The organism is Mesorhizobium kowhaii (genome assembly GCF_042431665.1).
GTDB lineage: Bacteria > Pseudomonadota > Alphaproteobacteria > Rhizobiales > Rhizobiaceae > Mesorhizobium > Mesorhizobium kowhaii.
On record NZ_JBHLYT010000001.1, the window covers coordinates 67,991 to 91,461 of the forward strand.

Below are 23,471 nucleotides of genomic sequence, written 5' to 3' on the forward strand. Positions count from 1 at the left end.
CTTCCGGCTCGATCCCGACGTGCCGCACTTGGAAAGAGCGGAACAATGTCTGCGATCGAAGCCGGCGCTCGCGCGCCGGAAAATCTTTGGCGTCAGGAAATCAGGGCGACACTGGCGCTCGCCTGGCCGATGGTGCTGACCAATCTCGGCCAGACCGCGATGACGACCACCGACGTCATGATGATGGGTCGTCTGGGGTCGGATACGCTGGCCAGCGGCGCGCTTGGCGCCAACCTCTATTTCATGCCGCTGATCTTCGGGCTCGGGCTGATGCTGGCAACCTCGCCGATGATGGCCACCGAGCTTGGCCGCCGCCGCCATTCGGTGCGCGACCTGCGCCGCACCGTGCGCCAGGGCCTGTGGCTGGCGATCTTGATCTCAATCCCGATCTGGCTGGTGCTTTGGCATGGCGAGGCCATCCTGCTGGCGATGGGCCAGGAACCCGCGCTTGCACATCAGGCCGGGATCTATCTGCGCTGGCTCGAATGGGCGGTGCTGCCGTTCTATGGCTATATCGTGCTGCGCTCGTTCATCTCGGCGCTGGAGCGGCCGGGCTGGGCGCTGGTCATCGTCTTCGTCGCCGTCGCCTGCAACGTCTTCTTCAACTGGGTGTTCATGTTCGGCAATCTCGGCGTGCCGGCGATGGGCATTGCCGGCTCGGGCCTTGCCACCTCGCTGTCCAGCACGCTGATGTTCGGCGGCATGGCGGTTGTGGTGATGCTGGAGAAGAAGTTCCGACGCTACCATCTGTTCGGGCGCTTCTGGCGCGCCGACTGGCCACGCTTCAAGGGCCTGCTGCGGCTCGGCTTGCCGATTGCCGGCATCCTGGCCTTCGAGGTGACCATCTTCAACGCCGCGGCGCTGCTGATGGGCCTGATCGATGCGGATTCATTAGCCGCGCATGCAATCGCCATCCAGATCGCCTCGATCAGCTTCATGGTGCCGCTCGGCCTCAACCAGGCGGTGACGGTCCGCGTCGGCCTGGCGCACGGCGCCGGCAATCCGGAAGGCGTTTCCCGCGCCGGCTGGACCGCCTTTGTCATCGGCGTTTCGTTCATGGCGCTGATGGGGCTGGTGATGATCCTGTGGCCGCATCTCCTGATCAGCGCCTTCATCGATCTCGCCAACCCGGCCAATGCCAGGGTGATCGCGCTTGCCGTGTCGTTCCTGGTCTTCGCAGCCCTGTTTCAGATCTTCGACGGCGCGCAGGCGGTGGCCGCCGGCATGTTGCGCGGCCTGCACGACACCAAGGTGCCTATGATCTACGCCGCGATCGGCTATTGGGGCGTCGGCCTGCCGCTCGGCGTGCTGCTCGCCTTCCATTTCGGCTTCCATGGCGTCGGCATCTGGATCGGCCTGTCGTCGGGGCTGGCCGTGGTGGCGGCGCTGCTGCTGGCGCGCTGGCTGCGCCGGGATCGCCTGGCGCCGCCGCTCGCCTTCGGCCATTGAAAGCAAGACGACCGCTGGTTCGGCGGCCGTTATGTCCCAACATTGTGGCTCAATAAACGGCGCCTTCAGAACTGCCGCGAACGTCCGCTAAGCGTCCCATTAGTCCCAAACACGGGTTCGCGCCCATTCCCCCCCTTGTTCGATCCCCAAGACCATGACGGTCTGTTTACGTCGCTCATGGCCACCCCTCCACTTGATTTGCCAAGGGGATGGTTTCTCACTCTGCCGCCACTGGCTTGGCAATTTCGGATCTGTGCACTGACAGCGACAGCAAGATGATTGCTCCAAGTACGATCGCAGCCCCGAGCGCCCCGACCGACGACAGCCGCTCATCTAGAAACATGGCCGAGCCAATCGCTCCGAACACGCTCTCTGCGCTGACGATCACGGCGGCGTGGCTGGCGGACGTGAACCGTTGGGCGATCGTCTGTATGCCGAAGGCGCCCGCGGTCGAGAAGATGCCGAGCACCGCGAGTTCTGGAGCCGCGTCGCTGATCGCTGCCATCGATAGATTGCCGTGAAGGGCGCCAAGCGGCAGGGTGATGACGGCAGCGCCGAGGAATTGAGCGGCGGCAGTGACTGGAGCGCCGTGGGTCTGCATATGGCGCCCGAGTTCGACCATCCAAAGCGCGTAGCATGCGGCCGATAGTATCGCTGCGAGATCGCCCTGACTGAAGCTGGCGGTCAATCCGCCGGACAAAAGTAGCACGCCGACCGACGTCACCCACGCCGCAAGTCCGACGGCCGCGGTCGGTCGTTCGCCGATCAGGAGCCACGCCGCAAGAGGGGTCATCACCGTTGCCGTGCTCACCAGGAAACTCGCATTGGTGACCGAAGTGCCGAGATAGGAGACCTGCTGGATGGCAATGGAAATTGAAAACAGCGCGCTGACTTTGATAAGACTCATCCAGTAGCCCGGCTCAAGCTTCCTCCCCCGTTCGAGCATCATCAGCGGCGCGGCCAAGAGTCCCGCGATCAGGCAGCGCATGCCTACGGCGCTGAACGGATCGAGATGATCCAGCACAGTCTTCTGCGCGACGTTGCCGAACCCCCAAAAGGCGGCGGCAAGCAGCAGCAGACAGTTGGCCTGCACCTTCGACATATCGATGTCCTGGCAAAGCTTGCGCCGCAAAGGGGCGGATCGGTGATCTAGCTAACCGCCGGCCAGCTTGTTCAACTGGTTGCAATATGGGCGAGCGCCGACGGGGACGATCTCATAACCGGCTTCGATCAATTGGAGGCTCATCTCCTCGAAGTGCCGCTTTGAGCCGCTGACGATCGATTCAGGCGTGTAGTTCCAGCCCTTGCGGGCAGCATTGGCCAGGATGTCGGCATATAGGCGCATGCTGGCGATTTTCACGTTTGATTCCAGCAACTGTCGGCACCCGCTTGCGAACGAAGGCGACGGTGGGGCGGAAAAACCCAAGACCGTGCATGCCAGCACTATGGATACAGAACGCATGGAATCCCCCTTGCCTGATGCTTGTTGCCGTTAGGGAAGCTTGCACCGTGTGAGCCTGCGGCGGCATCGGGCAGATGCGGTATTCGGCCTACTGCATTTGTAGTATTCTTCCGCCAGGGAAGGAGGTCTCTTCCAGAGACGGGGTCCACCATGCTGCCCAGCGATGCTTCGAAAGCTCAGGCTCTCGATGCCCTGTCGGCTCGCGAGCGGGCGGTCGCGGAAAAATTTGCAGCCGGCCTGACCTATCGGGAGATCGGCAAGGCGCTTTTCATTGCCCCGACCACTGTTCGCACCCACCTTGCGACCATCTACGAAAAACTTGGGGTGCGTAACAAGATCGGGCTCGCGGCGCACTTTACCGATGCCTCCGGCGCGCCGTCGGAGGCACGTCTGTCCGACGCCGCGCCGATGCTCGCCATATTCCCGATCGAATGCCTGAATTCCGAAGAGCGCTGGCGCCGCTTTGCCGACGGCCTGTCGTCTGACATCACCATCGACCTGGCACGATACGCGGGTTTGCCCGTCATCGCTTTCCACACGATGAAATCGCTGGGCAGCAAGCCCGCCGATTTCGCGGCCGACGGCAAGGCGCTCGGCGTCGCCTATATCGTGTCGGGTCAATTGCGCGCGGACGACCAGAGGGTTCGATTGACGATAGAGCTTGCCGACGCACGCAACGGCGTCAGCCTGTGGAGGGAGCGTTACGACCGCCCGGTCGAGGATATTTTCGCGCTCCAGGACAGCCTGACCGAAAGCATCATCAACGAACTCGTCGGTAGTTACGGAACGCTGGCCACGGTCGGCCGCAATGCGGTTCGCCGCAAGCCGCCGACCAGCCTGCGGGCCTATGACTGCTATCTGCTTGCCATCGAACAGCACACCACGGTCAGCCGCTCCGGCACTGCAGAGGCAATCCGACTGTTTTCACGCGCGCTGGAGCTCGACCCTACATTCGCCAACGCTTGGGCCGAACTCGCTTATGCCTATTCGATCGAGGCCTGCAACGGCTTCGGAGACGATCTGCCAACATCGATCGAGAACTGGCGGACCGCGGCCGAAACGGCGCTGCGGCTCGACCCGAGCGACAGCTGCGCCCATGCTTGCCTTGTCAATCTCAGGGCATGCGTCGGCGACCTCGATGGGGCGGAGCGTGCGTATCGGTGCGCTTTCGAATACGGCTCCCACCATGCCGGCATACTGCCGCTGCTGGCCGGATGCAGAGCTCTTGTCGTCGGCGATCCGTCCGAGGCGATCCCGCTCATCGAGCGTGCGATGCGCCTCAACCCACTGGCCCCGCCCTGGTATTTCGGCATGCAGGGCCGCGTCCTGTTCGCCGCCGACCGGCATGAGGAGGCCATTGCGGCGCTGCGCAGAAGCTTGCCCGAGTCGCCGGACGTGCTGATGTTCCTGGCGCTTGCGCATGCGGCCATGGGCGAGACCGGCGAGGCGGCCAGGATCGCAGCCCGCCTGAAAGCTGACTTTCCAAGCTTTTCGGTCGAACGCTTCATCGCAGGCTACCCCGTGAAGAACCCGGACGCGTTGCTTGCCATCCGCCACGGCGCCGAACTGGCAAGACTCCCCTAGGGTTCTGCCCAATTCCGAAAACCCGAGACGATCGCTGACTATGCGGTGCTGATCCAGAACGCGGTGAAAGAGATTGGAGGCGTCATCGATATCAACATCACGGAAGCGGCCTTTGGTGACGGCAGTACGTTTGTCCAAGCGTCTCGAAATGGCGCACCCGCGGTCTCCAGAGCGGTCGCCGGTAATATCCGCTTTAAGGCAGTGGCACAGGTAACTTTAATGACTGACATAGGCGCTAGTTGCCCGTTCCGGCGGCCGGCTCAAACGGCAAAACCTGACCCTAGTCGGACATTCCAGGCCCAAATTTTCTCCCAAATAGCGGATCTTCAGCGGAACTCACCGCTTTGACCCAAACTGGAAACTGGAGTGACTAGTCCATCGCCCCGCGCCGAGCCGGCATGCCGGAGCCTTCGCCAGCGACACAATGATCGCCTCAGCCGTCGACATTGTCCTCGCTTCGTGAACGACTGCACCCTTACGATCGAGCACGCAGACAGCAGACATATGTCTCTTCCATTGAGATATCCAAACCTGCACGCCGGAACCACTGGACCTCAGGCCAAACTCGCCCGCTTTGCGCCTTCCCGGATCGCGGTGATGGCCACAGGATTTGTGACCGGATATCCCACAATGAACCCCTCTGGAGTGAACTCGGGGAACTCGGTGCGCAGTCGCCCTGCGATCTTGCTCGCTCCGGCCTCATCCCCAATCAGCGCGCAGGCCATCGCCTGGAACAGCAGGGTGGCAGGCGAGTGGGCCGGAGCCTGGTGGAAGGCCGTCAGGCACTCCTTGTACTGGCCAGAGACAAAACAGCATCGGCCAAGCATTCCGTGATACCAGGAGACTTGGGAATTGTAGCGGATCGCCCGGCTCGCAAGTTCGCAGCCCTTCTGTGGGTCGCCAGCAACGAACGCCAGATTTCCCGCGAGCATGGCCAGGTTATCGGCGCAGTGGGGCGCGGCCGAGAGGATTCGGTCCTGCTCATCGAGAGCGGCGTCGAAATTTCCCTGCAAAGCCCAAAGTGACGCAATGCAAAGGCGCGCATCGGTATCGCCCGGATCAAGCTCCAGCGCCCTTTCCATGCACTGCGCAAATCGCTGCATTGCAGCGGCCCTGTCGCCGATAAAGCCATTGAACGCCCCGACGCTGTAGGCGAGTCCGAGCAAGGTCCATGCTCGCGAGAGCCCGGGATCGAGTTCCACCGCCTTGGATAGAAGACGGATTGCTTCCGCGTTGGAGAGCCGGGTGTAGAGGTCGTGCTGCTCGGCGCCGAGCAGATAGCAATCATATGCCTGCAAATTCGCCGGAGGCTTGCGCCGCACGACATCCCGCCGGAACTTCACCAGTCTCCCGCCGCAACTGGCCAGAACGTTGACGACGTTTTCGGTGACCATATCCTGCATCGCGAACAGGTCGTCGCCCGACTGATCGTACCGTGCCGACCAAAGGTCGGCTCCGCTGCCGGCATCGGCAAGCTGCACGGAGACGCGGATCTGACCTCCGGCGGCCTGCAGGGTTCCCTCAAGGACATAGTCTGCGTTCAGTTCGCGCCCGATGGACCGGATGTCGCCGCCCCTCCCCCGGTATGAAAGCATGGTCTGGCGGGAGATGACGGCAAGGTCAGGATAGCGCGCGAGATCGGCAATGATGTCCGCCGACAAGCCGTCCGCCAAGCGGTTCCAACGCTCGTCCGAGCCAAGGTTGTCGAACGGTAGGACGGCCATGACCGATGGCCCGGATCGAGCATGGGCAAGAGATTGTTCGGATTTATTACGGTGATCCGCAAAGAGGGCGGCCAGCGCCGTTTTGCTGGAAACGCCAAGCTTCCGATAGATCGTGGACAAGTGCGTTCTGACCGTGGCGGGCGATATGAACAATGTCCTGCCAATTTCCCGATAGGACATACCCTCGGCGAACTTGGCGGCAACGACCCACTCACGCTCGGAAAGCGCTTGCAGCAGCTTTGTTGGATCCACATGTTGGAGCATTATTTCACGTATCGGATCAGCAGAATTCCGGGAAACTTTAGCACAGTTTTCTTGGCTGCATGATCGAAATGCTGCATTTGCACTCCGAACTGAACGGCAGCTTTCCGCCAATGCGACCGTTCATTTATCGCCACAGGAACGTCAACGGGTCGCGGATCGCCGTATGGCTGCGCGCCAGCCGTTTGATCTTCCGACGGAAGGCAATCTTTCCGTCGGCGTCGAAACCGACGATATGAAAGACCTCCTTGCCGATGTCGATGCCGATCGTCGTCGGCGCTGCGATCTCTGCTCGGGTTTCTATGGACTGCTTCTCCTTCCCTTCGCGGGCAACAGTCTTTGCAGACTAACCCGCCGGCGAAGCAGCCGGTTCATCCCATTAGCGGAAGTTCGCTTCCGCTCAGCCGAACTCACGCCCATGACCCAAGGCTGCCGTTCAGTCTCGCGATCTTGAAGGTCCGGAAAAGCGGTGCGAGCCGACATTCGCCTAGGCCACCTTGGGTGTGTGTTTGCTCCGAAAGCGAAGATATGAATTGTAGAGTGTTGCTGTCCGGCGCGCGACGGTCGTGATAGATTTCCGGCCAGCGAGGTTAGCATCATGCCGGAGATCGCCTCTTGGCTGGCCCGCCTTGGGCTCGACAAGTACATTGAGGCGTTCAGCGCGAACGAAGTTGATTTCGATGCACTTCGGCATCTCACGGAAGACGACCTGAGGGAGCTGGGCCTACCCGTCGGCCCGCGTCGCAAGGTTCTGGCGGCGATTTCCGCATTGGACGACGACACCATGTCGCCCGCGAGTTCCGTGTCCGCTCCGGGATCAGCGGCGCCTGTACGCGAGGCCGAGCGGCGGCAGCTGACCGTGGTGTTCATCGACCTCGTGGGGTCGACCGAGCTGTCACAGCGGCTCGATCCGGAGGAAATGCGCGACGTCATCCGTGCCTACCAGAGTGCGGTGTCGGCGGAGATTGCACGCTACGAGGGTTTTGTTGCCAAGCTCATGGGCGATGGCGTGCTCGCCTATTTCGGCTGGCCCAGGGCGCATGAAGACGATGCTGAACGGGCAGTGCGCGCAAGCCTGGCGGCAACAGCGGCGACCGCTAGCCAGACGACGCCATCGGGCGAACCTCTTGCAGCCCGCATTGGCATCGCCACCGGCCTTGTCGTGGTCGGCGACCTGGTTGGCGAAGGGTCAGCGCAGGAAGAAGCGGTCGTCGGTGAAACGCCCAACCTTGCGGCACGCATGCAGGCCCTGGCCGAACCGAACACCGTCGTGATTGCCGGCGGCACGCACAGGCTGGTCGTCGGGTTGTTCGACATGATCGATCTCGGCCACCGCCAGCTCAAGGGCTTCGCAACTCCCATCCGCGCCTGGCGTATTATCGGCGAGGCCGACACGGAGGGGCGCTTTGATGCGCTGCATGGAGTTGCGACGCCTCTGGTGGGGCGATCCGAGGAACTCGAGCTTCTGCTTCAACGCTGGCAGCAGGCTCGGGCAGGAAACGGCCAGGCGGTATTGCTGTCTGGTGAACCGGGCATCGGCAAATCGCGACTGATAGCCGCGCTGGAAGAGCGATTGAGCGCCGAGCCGCACGCCCGGTTGCGCTATTTCTGTTCGCCCTACCACCTGAACAGCGCGCTCTACCCGGTGATCAAGCAGCTCGAGCGTGCTGCGGGACTGGTGCGCAGCGACAGTTCGGAGACGAAGCTCGACAAGCTCCAGACTCTGTTGGGACAGGCTGTCCCCGACATTGCCGAAACGGCACCATTGTTGGCGGAGTTGCTGTCGATCGATACCCTTGGCCGCTATGCGCCCCTGAAGCTGACACCGCAGGCGTGTAAATCACGTACGCTGACAACCCTGCTCCAACTACTCGAAGGATTCGCGGCGCGACAGCCGGTTCTGATGATTATCGAGGATGCCCATTGGATCGACCCGACGACCAGCGAATGGCTCGACATGCTGATCGACGGCCTACAAAGCGTGCCGGTTCTTCTCATCATCACCTTCCGCCCTGAGTTCAAGCCACGGTGGACGCCGCTATCGTACGTCACCGCGGTATCGCTTAGACGCCTTGATCACGATCAGGGATCAGCGATCGTCGACCGGGTGGCTGGTGGCAAGATGCTGCCCACCGACGTTAGAAACCAAATTCTGGCCAAGACCGAGGGCGTGCCCCTATTCGTCGAAGAACTGACGAAGACTGTTCTCGAGTCCGGCCTCCTTACCGATGAAGGCGACCACTATATCCTGTCGCGGACGTTGCCCTTCCTTGCGATCCCGTCGACGCTGCACGATTCGTTGATGGCCCGCCTCGACCGGCTCGCTCCGGTCAAGGAGGTGGCACAGATCGGCGCCTGCATCGGCCGTGTCTTCCAGCATCGTCTGCTGGCTGCTGTGACCGGCTACGATAATGCCCGGCTCGAGGGCATCCTGCAGCAACTTGAAAAGTCCGAACTCGTTTTTCGGCGCGGCGTCCCGCCCGAGGCGACCTACACGTTCAAGCATGCATTGGTCCAGGACACTGCCTATCAGAGCCTGCTGAAAAGCCGGCGGCAACACATCCACGCCAGCATCGCGTCAGAGCTGGAGGCGCAGTTCCGCGAGATCGTCGAGGCCGAACCTGAGACGCTGGCGTACCACTACGCTGCCGGCGGCCTTCCTCAGCAAGCCGTCGACTTTTGGCTGAAGGCTGGCCAACAAGCCCTGAAGCGATCGGCCCATCCTGAGGCGATTGCCAACTTAGGCAAGGGACTCGAACTGGTTGCGTCCTTGCCGGACGCAGAGAGTCGCCTGCGACAGGAGATTCATCTCCAGACGGCATTGGGCGTGACCATGATGGCAACCAGGGGCTTTGCAGCGCCGGAGGTCCTGCAGGCCTTCTCCGAAGCCCGTACGCTTTCCGAGAAACTGGGTGACACGGACCAGTTGTTCGTCGCGCTCTGTGGTGAAGCCTCGTACCACATGATTTCCGGCAATTTGCCCGCCGCTGACGAACTCGGCCTTCAGTGCCTGGATCTCGCGCGGGCATCCGGCGACCAGGCCCTACTCCTCGAGGCACATCATCGGCAATGGGCCACCAAATACTACATCGGAGACTACACTGCCGCCGAACACCATTTAGATTATGGTATCGCGACCTACGATCCCGATCGGGATCATCGCTTGACTTACATTTATACCGGACACGACCCAGGCGTCTGCTGCAGGAACTTTTCTGCGCTGATGCTTTGGCTTCGCGGTTATCCTGACCAAGCCCTTGTCCGTTGCCAAGAAGCCGTAACCTTGGCCGAACGAGTATCTCATCCCTTTACGATGGCGATGGCGCAGTCGATCTTGACCGACCTTCATCTCTTGCGGCGCGAACCCGCCGAAGGGCGCCGCTATCTAGACAAATCAATCGCGCTGTCAAAGGAATTCGGCCTGCGGCGCGAGATGTCCGAGGGCAGATTCCAACTCGGCTGGGCGCTCGCTGAAGAGGGGTATTTGGTGGATGGCATCCGGGAGATGCGCGAGGGACTTGCAGCTATCACAGCGATGGGTGCGGGAGCTGGCTTGCAACACAACCTCTGTGTTCTGGCGCGGGCCTGCGGCGAGTGTGGTGGGGCAAGCGAAGGGCTGCCTCTATTGGATAGGGCGTTGAATATCGTCGCAGAGTTCGGTTCGAAACATCTTGTGCCTGAGCTGTTCCGCACCAAGGGTGAACTCCTGCTCCAGCAAAATCCCCAAGATGATACCGCCGAAAGCTGGTTCCGAAAGGCCCTGATCCTAGCCTGTGACCAAGGCACGAAATCGCTGGAGTTGCGGGCGGCTCTTAGCCTCGCGCGGCTGTGCCACGCTCGGGACCGAGACGAAGAGGCTCGCGACCTGCTGACTCCTGTATATGCTTGGTTTACCGAAGGTCGCGATACGCGCGACCTCGTCGAAGCAAAGGAACTACTCGATCAATTTAGATAGATGCACTTTCAGAAGCACCAAGATCAAACCGAGCACGCCGAGCATCAGCGACTGACCCTGGCCACTAACGTTGAGGTCTACTTTTGCGACCCTCGGTCGCCATGGCAGCGCGGCTCCAACGAAAACACCAACCGATTGCTGCGCCAATATCTACCGCGTGGCACCGACCTGTTCTTGCATAGCCAGGCTAAGCTCAGCGCCATCGCGCGGCAGCTCAACGAACGCCCCAGAAAGACCTTGCTCTATAAGACCCCAGCGGAGAAGTTCGCTGAGTGTGTTGCAGCGATCGGTTGAACCCGCCACCCAAAGGAGGCATTCGAGCGCTAACCGCGGGACAGCTTACTGGCTTGTAGCCGCCGTCGATGGCGGTCAACACAACATGCCTTCGGCTCAGCGGACCGCGGCGCGTCGCTCGAGCGTACGCGGCGTATTGCGTCAGCGGAAAGCACATGACGAAAAAGAGCAGCGCCACCAGCCCGTAGACCTTGAAGGGCTCGAAGGTCGCATTGTTGATGGCGTTGGAGGTCCGCACCAGCTCCTCGAAGCCGATGATCGAGGTGAGCGCCGTCGACTTGATAAGCTGCATCAGGAAGCCGACGGTCGACGCGCGGGCACCCCAAAACCAGGGCAGGATTCAGTGCCGCGTTGCGACGGGCGCCCGACCTGTACCCAGCGTCTTGGCGAGCGTGATCGAGGGCAGTTCACCGAACTGCCGACTGTACTCGCCGGAGAAGTGGCCGAAATGCCAGAAGCCAAACCGTGACGCCACATCTGTCACCGTCCGCTCGGAGGAAGGGTGGGTGAGAGCCCGGCGCACGGCGTTGAGGCGCAGTTCGAGCAGCATGGCTTTGGGGGGACGGCCAAAGGCCTCCACGCAGGCCACGAAGAGCGTGCGTTCTTTCACTCCCAATGCCTCGCACATTGCGCTGATGTTCACGGGCGCCTCGACATGGCCCAGCAGCATGTCCCTCAGCTTCATAGCAACAAGCGCGCGCCGGTGCAGCGGTTCCGCGACATCGGTTGACGGCACCATGCCGAGGACAACATCGACGATCTGGTCTTCGATAGCTGTCAAGGCGTCCGGTAGGATGGCGCCGTCGGCGCCGTTGAGCAGCGACCGCAGAAGTCTTGCCAGGGCGGTCCCACGCTTGACGATCTCCTGCTCGGCCATCTTGAACGGTCGGTCCAGATACTTCCTGTCGAGGCCAGGTGCGCCTCGGCGAATCTGCATCCAGTGCTCGATCTGGTCGACCGGAATGACCGCCTGAGCCAGGTCGGTATGGCCATTTGCGATGAAAGCAATGTCGTCACAAGGCCCGGCCAGCACCGGTTGACCGCTCGCAATTTGCCGCCCGCGCACATGCAGCGATCCTTCCGCGACGATCGGAAGGCCGACGAACCAGCAACGTGCCGGCGCGCTGCCGCGCTGCATGATCCCCGGTTTCCAGCGTTCTCGTCCGATCTGCAGCGTGTTGAGGACGACCATGCTCAAGCTGCCTTCGAAGCGGCCGCGGCCGATATGGTCGTATTTCTGATCCCAGCCGACCGCACTCGCGGCCATCATGTCGAAGTCCGTGTAGCGGGCCTTGACGGAAGCCAGGATCTCTATCCGACGATTGTCACCACCGACCGGCCACCCCATTGGCATTCCCTCTGCGGGCTCATCCAAGTCTCTATTATCAGACCTCACCTCGATCGGCTACCGCAACGGCATCTGCGGCTGCTCGCCGCTGCAGGATTCGGATAGCGGCCCGCCTTGGTGGCGCGTACCGTCAAGTCAGATCCTGGCCCTGCGTGGATCGAGAGAGCCAGCATCGAACCTTTTAATCATGGCAATCGGGAGCCGTTTCAAACGGAGGTTGGCTTGGGATTCCTATCGCGCGACTCTCATCTTGGAACCATCGCGGCCCTGCTCCCGGCCATGCTCTTCGGCACCGGTGCCTGGGCCGAGGACAATACCCAGGATCTCGCCAAGAAGCTGTCCAACCCGATCGCGTCGCTGATCAGCGTGCCGTTCCAGTCCAACTACGATAGTGGCTATGGGCCGAACGATGGCCAAAAGGCCTATGTCAATGTCCAGCCGGTTATCCCGTTCACGCTGAACGACGATTGGAACCTGATATCGCGCACCATCGTGCCGATCGCCTGGCAGCATGACATTGCAGGACCATCTGGCGACCAGTTCGGCCTCGGCGACATATCCGAAAGCCTGTTCTTCGCGCCGTCCAAGCCCACCGCAAGCGGCATCATCTGGGGCGTCGGCCCGGTGTTCCTGTTGCCCACCGCGACCGACGAATTGCTTGGCGGCCGAAAATGGGGAGCGGGACCGACAGCCGTGGTCCTGAAGCAATTCGATGGCTGGACGGTCGGCATGCTGGCCAACCACATCTGGTCGTTTGCCGGCGACAGCGATCGCAGCGACATCAACTCCAGCTTCCTGCAGCCCTTCGTCTCCTACACGACCAAGGACGCCTGGACCTTCACGCTGAACACCGAGAGCACCTACAATTGGGAGGCGCACCAATGGTCGGTCCCAGTCAACTTCCAGGTCTCGAAGCTGGTCGTCATCGACAAGCAGCCGATCAGCCTTACCGCGGGTGTGCGCTACTGGGCGGAGAGCCCGGACGGCGGACCCGACGGTTTCGGTTTCCGCACCGCGATCACACTCCTGTTTCCGAAAAAATGATTGGGGCGAATACGACAAACGATCCACGGAGGAGCACCACAATGACGATATTCTACACACGGGGTCTCACCGCAGCCGCAGTCTTCGGTGCGCTGAGCTTCACGGGCGCGTACGCGCAGACGCCAGGCAGTGTGGACACGCGCATCGGCAAGCTGAATTTCGAGCAGGGGTTTCCAACCGAGGAGACGACGCGCAAGGTCTTCGACGAGATCGACTACCAGCGGGCCGTGCAAGCCTACTTGTGGGCCTATCCGGCGGTTTCGTTCGAGTCCATCCGCATCGGGGCCAAACGCGACCTCGGCGCTGATCTCAACGACTTCGTCATCGCCGACAACTATGCCGACCCGAAGGCCGTCTGGCTCACCGCCAACGACACCACCATTTACGGCTTGACCAACGTCGACCTTGGAAAGTCGGGACCGGTCGTCGTCGAGATCCCGCCCGGCGCGATCGTCGGAATCATCGACGACTTCTGGCAGAGATCGCTCACCGACGTCGGCCTGCCCGGGCCCGACCGCGGGAAAGGCGGGAAGTTTCTCCTGCTCCCGCCCGGCTACAAGGGCGACACTCCGCAGGCCGGCTATTTCGTCGTTCAGGCAACGACGAACAACCACAACATCATGATTCGCGGCATCGTTCAGAACGACGACAAGGACGCCGCCGTCGCGAACGTCAAGCAGGTCAAGGTCTATCCGCTGAGCGAGAGCAGCAATCCCAAGGCGAACAAATTCTTCTCCATGTCGGGGAGGGATTCCGACACGATTCCGCCCGAGGGGATGGCATTCTGGGAGCGGCTTTCGGGATACATCAACAACAACCCTGTCCAGGAACGGGACCTGTTTTACCTGGCCATGCTCAAGCCGCTGGGCATCGAGAAGGGCAAGGAGTTCAAGCCCGACGAACGGCAAAAGGCCATCCTCGAGGAGGCTGCACGGATGGGCGATGCCATGGGCCGCGTGATGCTGTTCGAAGGACCCGACCGGTTCCACCAGGTCGGGGAAGGTCTCGGAGTCGAGCCGTTTCCCGGAACGAGGTGGCACTGGGTGTTCCAGGTGAATCCCATCCAGAAGACCGATACGTATGGGCAAATCGATGAACGGCTGCACTACACCTATGGTGCGATCTATACCACGCCCGCGCTAGGCGTGATGAAGGCCGGTCCTGGCGGAAACTACATCCAGGCGTTCAAGGACAAGGACGGTAACCGCCTCGACGGCGGAAAGTCTTATCGCCTGCGCGTGCCCGCCAACGCACCGGCCGAGCAGTTCTGGTCGTTGACGCTCTATGACACCGCGACCCGTGCCATGATCAAGAACTCCCCGAACGACTCTGCCCGCTCGTCGCTCGACAAGCTCAAGACCAACGCCGATGGCTCCATTGACCTTTATTTCGGACCCGCCGGAACCTCGCCCGCGGGTTTGGAAGCCAATTGGATCGAGACGGTCCCCGGCAAAGGCTTCTACCCGATGATGCGGTTCTACAGCCCCAAGGAAGGATTATACGACGGGACCTGGAAGCTGGCGGACATTGAGTTGGTGAAATGACGCAAGAGATTGTGAGGAGCTTCAGATGAAAACCACGCAGCCCAAAGTGCTGGTCACCGCTGCAGCCGTACTGGCGCTTATCGTCACCACAATGGCAGCCAGCGCCGAAACGGACATACCCAAGTCCATTGTTACACCCGATTCCGTCGAGACACGGCTCGGCACGCTGGATTTCAAGGACGGCATGCCGAGCAAGGCTACGCTCGACAAGGTTTACGAAAACCTCGACTTCGTGCACGCGTTTGACGCATTCATGAATACCTACCAGGGCGTCAACATATTCGACATGCGCAAAGGATTGCTCGAAGCGGGAGTCAAGGACAACGAAATCATCCTCTTCTCCGAGCTGATGGACGCGAAGTCGCTGTACCTGACGGCCAATGCGGACACGATCTATTTCCACGGCTTCATCGACCTGAGCAAAGGCCCAATGGTGTTCGAAGCGCCGCCCGGATCGCTTGGGTTGATTGACGACATGTGGTTTCGTTGGGTGGTCGATTTCGGCGGTCCTGGACCGGACCGCGGCGAAGGCGGGAGGTATCTGATCCTTCCGCCCGGCTACGACGGACCGGTGCCCGAAGGTGGATTCTATATCGCACGTTCCAGAACCAGCCGCGTGCTCGCGTTCGGCCGCAGCTTCATGCAGAACAGCGACCCCAAACCCGTGGTCGACCTCATCAGGCGGACGGCCAAGAAAAATCTGATGTTTTGATGCTGCTCGGCTTGTGGGAGGTAGCTTCCGGGAATGTCGCGGGAGCGCGCGAAACCGTTCGCAAAATTCAAGACTTGTATCCTGGCATCCAGCTTCCGGGGCCACTCGATGCGCTTTCGAGGATGCCCTGATGGAAGCTAGTGCAGCCTCGAAATATGCGCTTGCCCACGTAACTTGCCTTCTGTCTCTGGGCTCTCACGCAATATACAAGCCCTTTGAGGGCCTCACGACGTACAGTCCGCGAAGGGAAAAGACCCATTCTGGGAAGGCAGCGCGGACATTCATGAGCAGAGAACGGCAAACAAAGGAAAGGCAATACCATGTGCCTCAAGCATTGACCGCCGCCGGGAGATGGAAGTTCTAGAACTGGCGCAACTACCAACTGCAGCATAGTTATCCGCGATGTCTGCTTCTGGGTGGAGACGAAATTTGCCTCTATGGCCGACATTGAGGCGCAAAGTGGTCATGCGCGCCTTCACCTGTGAGAGTCTGCTTCGGGTCAAAAGCTGACGAATCCTGAAGTCGTCAACGACCAAAAGGGGGAGTCGGGCGCTGGACTAGCCGCCGGGACAGCTCCCCGAAAGCAAAAAACGGCCGCCGGTGCCCGGCGGCCGTTTTTCATTCTCGGTTAGTTGCCCTCGGACGACATCGCGCCGAGCAGCCTGCGGATGTCGCCGAACCTGGCGATCGACCCGAACACCAGCGCTGCCACCGCGACGAAGAACACCGACACCGAAGCCATGGTCGGCGTGTAGCCGTAGCGCAGCGCGTTGAAGATCTTGATCGGCAGCGTCTCGGTGGTGAAACCGATCGTCATGTAGGCGACGATGTATTCGTTGAGCGACAGCACGAAGGCAAACGCGTAGCCGGAGACGAGATAGGGCAGGATCAGCGGCAGCACCACCGTCTTCAGCACGGCGCGGTCGTTGGCGCCCATGGTCGCGGCGGCCTCGACCAGCGAGCGGTCGATCGAGGCGAAGCCGAGCGACAGCGTCACCAGCGGCAGCGTCACGAAGAAGATGGCGTGGCTGATGATGGCGGTGAAGAACTGGCCAAACAGCCCGACCGTCGCCCAGAAGGTGAGGAAGCCGAGCGCGGTGATCACCGGCGGCAGGATGAAAGGGGCGAGCCCCAGCACCTGGAAGATGTTCGCCCAGGGCGCGATGCGCCGCCACAGGAACCAGGCGAGCGGCAGCGCGATGGCGACCGCGATCGCCGCCGAGCAGACGGCGAGCGTCACCGAATGGATCAGCGCCAGCCGCCATTCCGGATCGGCAAATATCTGACCATACCAGGCGAGCGAGAAGCCTTTCGGCGGGAAGGTCAATTCCTGCCGCGCGTTGACCGAGACGCCAGCGACAACGATCAGCGGCGCGGCCAGGAACAAAGCCACGACGGTGAAATAGAGCCGGCGAAGGAAGGTAGCGGTCATAGTGCGTTCTCCTTGCGCCCGACAAGCAGCATCAGCCCGACCAGCGCCAGCGAGATCAGCACCAGGAAGACCGCCATGGCCGCCCCGAACGGCATGTTGGACTGGTAGATCGCCTGGTCGGTAATCAGCACCGACAGCGTCCAGTGGCGCGGACGGCCGAGGATCTGCGGCAGCAGATAGGAGCCGAGCGCGAAGACGAAGACCATGATCAGCGTCGCCACGATGGTGTTGCGCAGCGCCGGGGTAACGACGTTGAAGAAGGCCTTGACCGGCGAGGCGCCGAGCGTGCGGGCGGCTTCGAGCAGCGTCGGGTCGAGACGCACCAGGGCCGGATAGAGCACCAGGATGGTGTAGGGCAGTGCCTGGTAAACCATGCCGGCCAGCACCGCGCCGAAGGTCGGCAGCAGCGCCACCGGCTTGTCCATCAGCCCGAGCGCGACGAAGAGATTGGTGATGCCGGCCGTCTGCGAAAACAGCGTCGACCAGGCAAAGCCGATGATGACTTCCGACAGCGACAGCACCGACAACAGGCCGACCAGCCACAGCGTCTGCACCCGGCGCGAGCGCTTGGTCAGCAGATAGGTGAACGGAAAGGCGATGCAGACGCAGCAGACGGCGACCAGCACCGCCAGCATCAGCGAAAAGCCGAGCACGCCGGCGAAGAAGGTGGTCAGGAACCGGGCATAATTGTCGATGACGAAATCGGGCGTGTAAAAACCGGCCGGATTGCGCTTGAAGAAGCTGACCGCGATCATCGTCGAGAACGGCACGACGAAGAACACCACGAGCATCAGCCCGGGGAACAAGAGCGGCGTATAGTCGGCGAATGATTTCGGGACTTCGCGTCTCATGAGCCGAGCACCACGCAGCTCTCGGGGGGCAGGATGACGCCGACCTTTGCGCCGACAGAGACGTTGGGTCTTTCGCGCGGCGTCGCCACCGCGATGATGCTGGTGCCGCCGACCTCGACGAAGGTTTCGATGGTGCCGCCGAGGTCACGCACGAAGGTCACCTGGCCGGTGATGGCGCGGCTGCCGGGTTCGCCCAGATGCACGTCTTCGGGACGGATCGACACCGAGGCCTTGGTGACGCCGGCCGGCATGGCGAGGCCCGGAATGGCGGTGCCGAGGATGGTGGTGCGCCCGGCGCTGTCGACCTCGGCCGGTAGAAGGTTGGTGATGCCGATGAAATCGGCGACGAAGGCGTCGGCCGGCTTGCGGTAGATCTCGATCGGCGGCGCTGCCTGCAGGATCCTGCCGTTGCCCATGACCACCACCAGGTCGGCCATGGTCATCGCCTCGCGTTGGTCGTGGGTGACGACGATGGTGGTGATGCCCAGCCGCTGCTGCAGCTGGCGCAATTCCACCTGCATGGCCTCGCGCAATTTGGCGTCGAGCGCCGAAAGCGGCTCGTCGAGCAGGAACAGCTTCGGCGACAGCGCCAAGGCACGGGCGATCGCCACGCGCTGGCGCTGGCCGCCAGACAGTTTCGCCACCGGCCGGTCGGCAAAACCGGGCAGATGGATCAGCGTCAGCAACTCGTCGACGCGCTTCTTCTGCTCTTCCTTCGAGGCGCCGCGGATGCGCAGCGCATAGGCGATGTTGTCGCCGACCGAAAGATGCGGAAACAGCGCCAGCGACTGGAACACCATGCCGAGATTGCGCTTGTGGGTCGGCAGCGGCGTGATGTCCTCGCCGTCGAGCACGATGGCGCCGCTGGTCGGCTCCTCCAGCCCGGCGATCATGCGCAGCAGCGTGGTCTTGCCGCAGCCGGATGGTCCAAGCAGGCAGACGAAGGTGCCATGCGGCACATTGAGCCGCACATTGTCGACCGCGATGAAATTGCCGAAGGCCTTGGTGATGGCGTTGATATCAAGTCCGGACATGGTCACCTCTCTCGGGCATTGCGCTGCAAGGGCCGCCGGATACTGCCCGGCGGCCGGCTAATGCATGTCGCCCAAAAGTGGCTCCCGGTTTTGGGGCAACGACATGCATGAAACAAAGACCTAGAGCGCGGCGCCTGAATCCGATCAAACGCGACGCGCTTTAGGCTGCATGCGGTTTGGCTCAGCCGACGATCAGTTCCGTCCACTTCTGGTTGATCCAGTCGGCCTTCGACGTATAGAGGTCGTAGCGCGGAATGATCGGCTCGATCTCCGACGACACCGATGCGAACTCGGCCGGCGTCAGGTCGAGCACCTCCTTCTTCAGCGTCGGCGTGGTGCCGACCTTGCGCGACATCACGCCCTGCATCGACGGCTGGCTCATATAGTCGATGAAGACATGCGCCTCGTCGACCTTGGTCGAAGCGCGCGACAGGACCCAGTTGCCGGAGTCCTGGATACCGCCCTCCTTCGGGAAGGTGGTGCGGACATGGAAGCCGTCGGCGATCGCGAGGCCGGTGACGTCGTGATAATACTGGCCCATCGGTATTTCGCCCGACTTCAGCGCCTGTTCGAACTGCGCCTCGTCGCGATACCAGAGGCGCACATTGGGCTTGACCTCGGCAAGTTTCTCGAACGCCTTGTTCAACCCTTCCTCGGTGTCGAGGGCATTGGTGCCGCCCATGAAGGTTTTGGCCGTCACTTCGAGCAGGAACGAGTTGGAGGCGAGCGCCAGCAGGCCGAGCTTGTCCTCGTTCGCCTTGTCCCAGAACGCCGCCCAGGAGGTTGGCGCTTCCTTGTAGACATCGGTGTTGGAGACCAGCGTGATCCACCAGGCCACCGCGCCGATGCCGGCGACGCGGCCATCCGGATATTTGTTGATGAAGCGGGGCAAGAGGTCGCCGTAATGCTTGAACCTGGAGGTGTCGAGCGGCGTCCACAGTTCGGTCGACTGGCCCTTCAGCGTCGAGGTCTGCGACATCATCGAAAGATCGGCCGGCGCCTGGCCGGCCTTGGCCGCCTGTTCGAGCTGCACCAGCCACGCCTCGCCTGTCGGCTCGGCGACCGATTCCACCGCGATGCCGGTGGCCTTGGTGAAGTCGGGGAAGACGTGCTCGTCGAAGGATTTCTTGAAGTAGCCGCCGTAGACGCCGACCTTGAGCGACTTGTCCTGCGCCCGCAGGATCGACGGCATGGCGAGCACGCCGGCCGTCGCCAGGCCGGCGCCAAGCACGCTGCGCCGGCTGACGGGTGTTGCGATCAATCTGTTCATCTGGTCTCTCCTCTGTTTATGCCGGATCCCCGGCTGGTTCCCTTAATTCCGTTGCTCGCCGCTTTTTTGCGGCTCAGTGAGCGGCCGCGCGTCGTTCGAGCGTACGCGCGTATTGCGTCAGCGGAAAACACATGACGAAAAAGATCAGCGCCACCAGCCCGTAGACCTTGAAGGGCTCGAAGGTCGCATTGTTGATGGCGTTGGAGGTCCGCACCAGTTCCTCGAAGCCGATGATCGAGGTGAGCGCCGTCGACTTGATAAGCTGCACCAGGAACCCGACGGTCGGCGCGCGGGTGATCGAGAACGCCTGCGGCAGGATGATCAGCCTCAGCTCCTGCAGATAGTGCAGGCCGAGGCTGGCGCCGGCATCCCACTGGCCACGCGGCAGCGCGTCGACGCCGCCGCGCCAGATCTCGGCGAGATAGGCACTGGCGAAGAAGGTGAGGCCGAGCACCGCCGCCGTCCATGGCTCGATGCGCAGCCCGAGCATCGGCAGGCCGAAGAACATCAGGAACAGCTGCATCAGCAGCGGCGTCCCCTGGAACAGCGCGATATAGCCTGACGCAAGGCGCTGGCTCCATTTATTCTTGGCGATCCTGAAGAACAGCACGACCATGCCGACCACGCCGCCGCCAACGAAAGCGGCCAGCGACAGCAGCACCGTCCAGCGGGCGGCGAGCAGCAGGTTGCGTACGATGTCCCAGAAGGTGAATTCGATCATGACACGCCAGCCCCCAGGACGCGGCGTCCGCCCGTGACCAACAGCCGGCGCAACGCCATCGACAGGGCGAGATAGACCATCGTCACGACAAGATAGGTCTCGAAGGAACGGAACGTGCGTGCCTGCAGCATATCGGCCTCGTAGGTAAGCTCGCGTACCGCGATCTGCGACACCACGGCGGACTCCAGCATCATGATGACGATCTGGCTGGTCAGCGCCGGAAAGATCACCTTGAGCGCCTGCGGCAGCACGATCTTGATGAAGACCTGGCGTGGCCTCAAGCCCAGCGCCAGGGCTGCTTCCGTCTGTCCGCCGGGCACCGCGTCAAGCCCGGCGCCGACGATCTCGATGGTGTAGGCCGCCATGTTGAGCGTCATGGCCAGGATGGCGGCCAGCACCGGATCGAGCCTGATGCCGAGGCTGGGCAGTCCGAAGAAGATGAAGAACAGCTGCACCAGGAACGGCGTGTTGCGGATCACCTCGACATACCAGGCGATCGCCCGTTTGAGCAGCACGGGGCCGTTTCGCCGTCCCGCGGCACCCAGGATGCTGAGAAACGTTCCCGCCAGCGTGGTCACGGCGATCAACAGGATCGTCGTGACCGCTCCGCGCGCTATGTGGCTCGCAGCACCTGGAAGCCAGGCAAAGGCCACCGGAGCTCAATCCTTGAGGTTGTCGGGGTTGAGCGGCGTCTTCAGCCAGGCCTGCGAGCTTGCGTCCAGCTTGCCGTCCGCCAGCATCTTGGCGATGGCGTCGTTGACCGCCTTCTTCAGGCTGTCTTCATTCTTGTTGAGACCGATATGCGAAGGCGAGGTCAAAAGCTGGAACTTCTGCTCCGGCTTCAGCACGTCCTGCTTGGCCAGCACCTGCGCGCCGACATCGTTGCCGACGACCATCAACTGCGTCTGGCCGGAGATGAAGGCCTGGATCACCGAATTGTAGTTGTCGAAACGCTTGATGTCGGCCGACGCGGGTGCTGCTTCGGTCAGCGAGGTGTCTTCGAGCGTGCCGCGGTTGACGGCGATCGACTTGTCGGCAAGGTCTTCCTTGCCTTTGACCGCCAGCGCCGCCGGACCGATCACGGCGATGTAGTAGGGCGCGTAGGCAGCAGCGAAGTCGATCACCTGCTCACGCTCCTTCGAATAGCCGACGCTCATCAAGAGGTCGACGCGATGGTCGTTCAGGTACGGGATGCGGTTCTGGCCGGTGACGGCGACGGGGTTGAGCTTCACCTTGAGTGTGTCGGCAATGTATTGCGCGACATCCATGTCATAGCCCTTGAGGCTCATGTCGGCGCTGGCCGAGGAGAAGGGCGGGAAATCGGCGAAGACGCCGACATTGATGGTGCCGGCCTTGGTGATGTCTGCCAGCGCGTCGGCATTGGCAGCCTGTGTGGTGAAGCCGAGGCCAGCGGTTCCCAGCATCAGAACGGCGGCGATGGATGATTTGAGTGTGATACGGATCGTCATTTTTATTCCCCTCTGGAGGCTTTGTTTGTTTGGGTCGGCCGCTGGCTCCAGCACGGCGGCCGCCTTTGCTTTTCTAAAGATCAGGCTCCCTTGCCGGATATCGTCGGGCTGAACACCATCAGGCTCAGGATCTCGAACAGCACCTGTGCCGCGGCGTGCGCCGTGTTTGTGGTCGCGTCGTATTGCGGCGCCACCTCGACGACGTCGCCGCCGACGATGTTGAGGCCCTTCAGGCCGCGCAGCAGTTCGAGCACTTCGCGCGTCGTCAACCCGCCGACCTCAGGCGTGCCGGTGCCGGGCGCGAAGGCCGGATCGACGCTGTCGATGTCGAAGGAGACATAGGTCGGCCCGTCGCCAACGATCTTGCGTGCCTTCTCGATGATGGCGGGAATGCCGAGGCCCGTCACCTCCTCGGCATGGACAACGGTCATGCCGGACTCGTAGGTGAACTCCCACAGATATTCGGCCGAACCGCGGATGCCGATCTGGATCGTGCGCGTCGGATCGAGCACGCCGTCGAGCACCGCGTTGCGGAACGGCCCGCCGTGGTGGAACTTGGTCATGTCGAACAGGCCACTGGTGTCGCAATGGGCGTCGATGTGGATCAGGCCAACCGGGGCTTTCTTGCCGACGGCCTTCAGGATCGGGTGGCTGATCGAATGGTCGCCGCCGATCGACAGCGGGATGACGCCGGCATCGACGATCTGGTTGGTGCGGCGCTCGATATCCTCATGGCTGATCTCGAGCCGGTAGCGGCTGCGGAACGGCGTGTCGCCGATGTCGGCGACCCGAAGTTCATGCGTCGGGGCGCATTCCAGCACGTGATTGTAGGGGCCGATGCGCTCGATGGCGCGCAGCGCCCTTGGCCCGAAGCGCGAGCCCGGCCGGTTGGTGACGCCGAGGTCCATCGGCACGCCGATCATCGCCACCTGCAGGTCGCCGAAATCCGGATTGTCGGCTGCTATTTCGCGGTAGGGCGCGGCAAGGAAGGTCGGGATGCCGGAATAGGGCGCCAGCCGCGTGCCGGTCTTGGAAAAGATCTTGTCGGCGACGCGCCGGAACTTCGGGTCGAACATCTCGCCGCCATGGCTCTCGCCATATTTGCGACGCAACGCGTCGAGCTTGCCGCGATCGTAACCCATGTCCGCTCCTCCTGCCGGGTTGATGCAGTGCGGCCGCCGGTGACCTTGGCGAACCGACCGTCATCCGGCCGGGTCGTTGTCCCGCTGGCTGCCTGCAGATTTCACGTCTTGATGCTGTTCCGGACCAAAGTGTCTGGCAGCCGCTTTGAAAAATCAATTGATATTGTTACGGTGT

The 23,471-nt window shown here is 62.0% G+C and carries 19 protein-coding genes and 3 pseudogenes; 8 read left to right on the forward strand and 14 right to left on the reverse strand.

Features of this window, described 5'->3' with window-relative positions:
• Positions 1 to 45: 45 nt before the first annotated feature.
• Entirely contained in the window at positions 46 to 1,449 is a 1,404-nt protein-coding gene (locus ACFFNA_RS00360; RefSeq protein ID WP_111545164.1) for an MATE family efflux transporter, read from the forward strand.
• Positions 1,450 to 1,666: 217 nt separating this feature from the next.
• Here the strand turns inward: ACFFNA_RS00360 and ACFFNA_RS00365 are convergent, their stop codons facing one another.
• Entirely contained in the window at positions 1,667 to 2,551 is an 885-nt protein-coding gene (locus ACFFNA_RS00365) for a DMT family transporter (RefSeq protein ID WP_378914719.1), read from the reverse strand.
• Between the two features lie 51 nt (positions 2,552 to 2,602).
• A complete protein-coding gene (locus ACFFNA_RS00370; RefSeq protein WP_378914721.1) occupies positions 2,603 to 2,809 on the reverse strand; it encodes a hypothetical protein in 207 nt (68 codons plus the stop codon).
• A 252-nt stretch (positions 2,810 to 3,061) separates the two neighbouring features.
• On the opposite strand from ACFFNA_RS00370, the gene ACFFNA_RS00375 reads away from it, so the two are divergent.
• Positions 3,062 to 4,495: a LuxR C-terminal-related transcriptional regulator gene (locus tag ACFFNA_RS00375; protein ID WP_378914723.1), complete on the forward strand. Its 1,434-nt coding sequence runs from the start codon at positions 3,062 to 3,064 to the stop codon at positions 4,493 to 4,495.
• A gap of 393 nt (positions 4,496 to 4,888) precedes the next feature.
• On the opposite strand, the pseudogene ACFFNA_RS00380 reads toward ACFFNA_RS00375, so the two are convergent.
• Both ACFFNA_RS00380 and ACFFNA_RS00385 read right to left on the reverse strand, forming a co-directional pair.
• Positions 4,889 to 5,012, reverse strand: a pseudogene (locus ACFFNA_RS00380) (IS110 family transposase); the annotation flags it as partial.
• Positions 5,013 to 5,049: 37 nt separating this feature from the next.
• Complete coding sequence (locus tag ACFFNA_RS00385; RefSeq protein ID WP_378914725.1) at positions 5,050 to 6,483, reverse strand: LuxR C-terminal-related transcriptional regulator; 1,434 nt, start codon at positions 6,481 to 6,483, stop codon at positions 5,050 to 5,052.
• Positions 6,484 to 6,646: 163 nt separating this feature from the next.
• On the opposite strand from ACFFNA_RS00385, the gene ACFFNA_RS00390 reads away from it, so the two are divergent.
• The 3 genes and pseudogenes from ACFFNA_RS00390 to ACFFNA_RS00400 form a co-directional block, all read left to right on the forward strand.
• Positions 6,647 to 6,934, forward strand: a complete 288-nt coding sequence (locus ACFFNA_RS00390; protein ID WP_378914727.1) for a hypothetical protein — start codon at positions 6,647 to 6,649, stop codon at positions 6,932 to 6,934.
• Between the two features lie 144 nt (positions 6,935 to 7,078).
• On the forward strand, positions 7,079 to 10,435 hold the full coding sequence (locus tag ACFFNA_RS00395; protein ID WP_378914729.1) for an adenylate/guanylate cyclase domain-containing protein: 3,357 nt from the start codon (positions 7,079 to 7,081) through the stop codon (positions 10,433 to 10,435).
• A 30-nt stretch (positions 10,436 to 10,465) separates the two neighbouring features.
• Positions 10,466 to 10,729 (forward strand): annotated as a pseudogene (locus ACFFNA_RS00400) (IS30 family transposase); the annotation flags it as partial.
• Between the two features lie 96 nt (positions 10,730 to 10,825).
• Here the strand turns inward: ACFFNA_RS00400 and ACFFNA_RS00405 are convergent.
• A pseudogene (locus ACFFNA_RS00405) lies at positions 10,826 to 11,045 on the reverse strand (amino acid ABC transporter permease); the annotation flags it as partial.
• Between the two features lie 24 nt (positions 11,046 to 11,069).
• On the reverse strand, positions 11,070 to 12,077 hold the full coding sequence (locus tag ACFFNA_RS00410; protein ID WP_378914731.1) for a helix-turn-helix domain-containing protein: 1,008 nt from the start codon (positions 12,075 to 12,077) through the stop codon (positions 11,070 to 11,072).
• A 279-nt stretch (positions 12,078 to 12,356) separates the two neighbouring features.
• On the opposite strand from ACFFNA_RS00410, the gene ACFFNA_RS00415 reads away from it, so the two are divergent.
• The 3 genes from ACFFNA_RS00415 to ACFFNA_RS00425 are packed head-to-tail and all read left to right on the forward strand — an operon-like array spanning position 12,357 to position 15,377.
• Positions 12,357 to 13,121: a transporter gene (locus ACFFNA_RS00415; RefSeq protein ID WP_378914841.1), complete on the forward strand. Its 765-nt coding sequence runs from the start codon at positions 12,357 to 12,359 to the stop codon at positions 13,119 to 13,121.
• A gap of 41 nt (positions 13,122 to 13,162) precedes the next feature.
• Complete coding sequence (locus ACFFNA_RS00420) at positions 13,163 to 14,665, forward strand: DUF1254 domain-containing protein (protein ID WP_378914733.1); 1,503 nt, start codon at positions 13,163 to 13,165, stop codon at positions 14,663 to 14,665.
• A 25-nt stretch (positions 14,666 to 14,690) separates the two neighbouring features.
• Complete coding sequence (locus ACFFNA_RS00425) at positions 14,691 to 15,377, forward strand: DUF1254 domain-containing protein (RefSeq protein WP_378914735.1); 687 nt, start codon at positions 14,691 to 14,693, stop codon at positions 15,375 to 15,377.
• Between the two features lie 628 nt (positions 15,378 to 16,005).
• On the opposite strand, the gene ACFFNA_RS00430 is transcribed toward ACFFNA_RS00425, so the two are convergent.
• The 8 genes from ACFFNA_RS00430 to speB all read right to left on the reverse strand — a co-directional run bounded on the left by ACFFNA_RS00430 (position 16,006) and on the right by speB (position 23,296).
• Positions 16,006 to 16,809 (reverse strand): ABC transporter permease, encoded by an 804-nt coding sequence (locus ACFFNA_RS00430; RefSeq protein ID WP_378914737.1) that lies wholly within the window; start codon positions 16,807 to 16,809, stop codon positions 16,006 to 16,008.
• A complete protein-coding gene (locus ACFFNA_RS00435; protein WP_378914739.1) occupies positions 16,806 to 17,660 on the reverse strand; it encodes an ABC transporter permease in 855 nt (284 codons plus the stop codon). The genes ACFFNA_RS00430 and ACFFNA_RS00435 overlap by 4 nt, the downstream gene beginning before the upstream one ends.
• A complete protein-coding gene (locus tag ACFFNA_RS00440) occupies positions 17,657 to 18,694 on the reverse strand; it encodes an ABC transporter ATP-binding protein (protein ID WP_378914741.1) in 1,038 nt (345 codons plus the stop codon). Before ACFFNA_RS00440 ends, ACFFNA_RS00435 begins: the two co-directional genes overlap by 4 nt.
• 181 nt (positions 18,695 to 18,875) lie before the next feature.
• Entirely contained in the window at positions 18,876 to 19,964 is a 1,089-nt protein-coding gene (locus ACFFNA_RS00445; protein ID WP_378914743.1) for an ABC transporter substrate-binding protein, read from the reverse strand.
• Between the two features lie 73 nt (positions 19,965 to 20,037).
• Positions 20,038 to 20,685 carry an amino acid ABC transporter permease gene (locus ACFFNA_RS00450; protein ID WP_378914745.1) on the reverse strand — a complete coding sequence of 216 codons (648 nt, stop codon included), beginning with the start codon at positions 20,683 to 20,685 and terminating at the stop codon, positions 20,038 to 20,040.
• The gene (locus ACFFNA_RS00455; RefSeq protein WP_378914747.1) at positions 20,682 to 21,338 is read right to left on the reverse strand and encodes an amino acid ABC transporter permease; all 657 of its coding nucleotides are present in this window, start codon (positions 21,336 to 21,338) and stop codon (positions 20,682 to 20,684) included. The genes ACFFNA_RS00450 and ACFFNA_RS00455 overlap by 4 nt, the downstream gene beginning before the upstream one ends.
• Before the next feature lie 6 nt (positions 21,339 to 21,344).
• Positions 21,345 to 22,154 (reverse strand): transporter substrate-binding domain-containing protein, encoded by an 810-nt coding sequence (locus tag ACFFNA_RS00460; protein ID WP_111545178.1) that lies wholly within the window; start codon positions 22,152 to 22,154, stop codon positions 21,345 to 21,347.
• A gap of 80 nt (positions 22,155 to 22,234) precedes the next feature.
• Positions 22,235 to 23,296, reverse strand: coding sequence for an agmatinase (gene speB, locus ACFFNA_RS00465; RefSeq protein ID WP_378914750.1), 1,062 nt, complete (start codon positions 23,294 to 23,296; stop codon positions 22,235 to 22,237).
• Positions 23,297 to 23,471 lie beyond the last annotated feature (175 nt).

Coding starts and splice junctions, on each gene's coding strand:
- ACFFNA_RS00360 (WP_111545164.1), top strand. CDS start 46: ATGTCTGCGATCGAAGCCGGCGCTCGCGCGCCGGAAAATCTTTGGCGT.
- ACFFNA_RS00365 (WP_378914719.1), bottom strand. CDS start 2,551: ATGTCGAAGGTGCAGGCCAACTGTCTGCTGCTGCTTGCCGCCGCCTTT.
- ACFFNA_RS00375 (WP_378914723.1), top strand. CDS start 3,062: ATGCTGCCCAGCGATGCTTCGAAAGCTCAGGCTCTCGATGCCCTGTCG.
- ACFFNA_RS00385 (WP_378914725.1), bottom strand. CDS start 6,483: ATGCTCCAACATGTGGATCCAACAAAGCTGCTGCAAGCGCTTTCCGAG.
- ACFFNA_RS00390 (WP_378914727.1), top strand. CDS start 6,647: ATGGCTGCGCGCCAGCCGTTTGATCTTCCGACGGAAGGCAATCTTTCC.
- ACFFNA_RS00395 (WP_378914729.1), top strand. CDS start 7,079: ATGCCGGAGATCGCCTCTTGGCTGGCCCGCCTTGGGCTCGACAAGTAC.
- ACFFNA_RS00410 (WP_378914731.1), bottom strand. CDS start 12,077: ATGGGGTGGCCGGTCGGTGGTGACAATCGTCGGATAGAGATCCTGGCT.
- ACFFNA_RS00415 (WP_378914841.1), top strand. CDS start 12,357: ATGCTCTTCGGCACCGGTGCCTGGGCCGAGGACAATACCCAGGATCTC.
- ACFFNA_RS00420 (WP_378914733.1), top strand. CDS start 13,163: ATGACGATATTCTACACACGGGGTCTCACCGCAGCCGCAGTCTTCGGT.
- ACFFNA_RS00425 (WP_378914735.1), top strand. CDS start 14,691: ATGAAAACCACGCAGCCCAAAGTGCTGGTCACCGCTGCAGCCGTACTG.
- ACFFNA_RS00430 (WP_378914737.1), bottom strand. CDS start 16,809: ATGACCGCTACCTTCCTTCGCCGGCTCTATTTCACCGTCGTGGCTTTG.
- ACFFNA_RS00435 (WP_378914739.1), bottom strand. CDS start 17,660: ATGAGACGCGAAGTCCCGAAATCATTCGCCGACTATACGCCGCTCTTG.
- ACFFNA_RS00440 (WP_378914741.1), bottom strand. CDS start 18,694: ATGTCCGGACTTGATATCAACGCCATCACCAAGGCCTTCGGCAATTTC.
- ACFFNA_RS00445 (WP_378914743.1), bottom strand. CDS start 19,964: ATGAACAGATTGATCGCAACACCCGTCAGCCGGCGCAGCGTGCTTGGC.
- ACFFNA_RS00450 (WP_378914745.1), bottom strand. CDS start 20,685: ATGATCGAATTCACCTTCTGGGACATCGTACGCAACCTGCTGCTCGCC.
- ACFFNA_RS00460 (WP_111545178.1), bottom strand. CDS start 22,154: ATGACGATCCGTATCACACTCAAATCATCCATCGCCGCCGTTCTGATG.
- speB (WP_378914750.1), bottom strand. CDS start 23,296: ATGGGTTACGATCGCGGCAAGCTCGACGCGTTGCGTCGCAAATATGGC.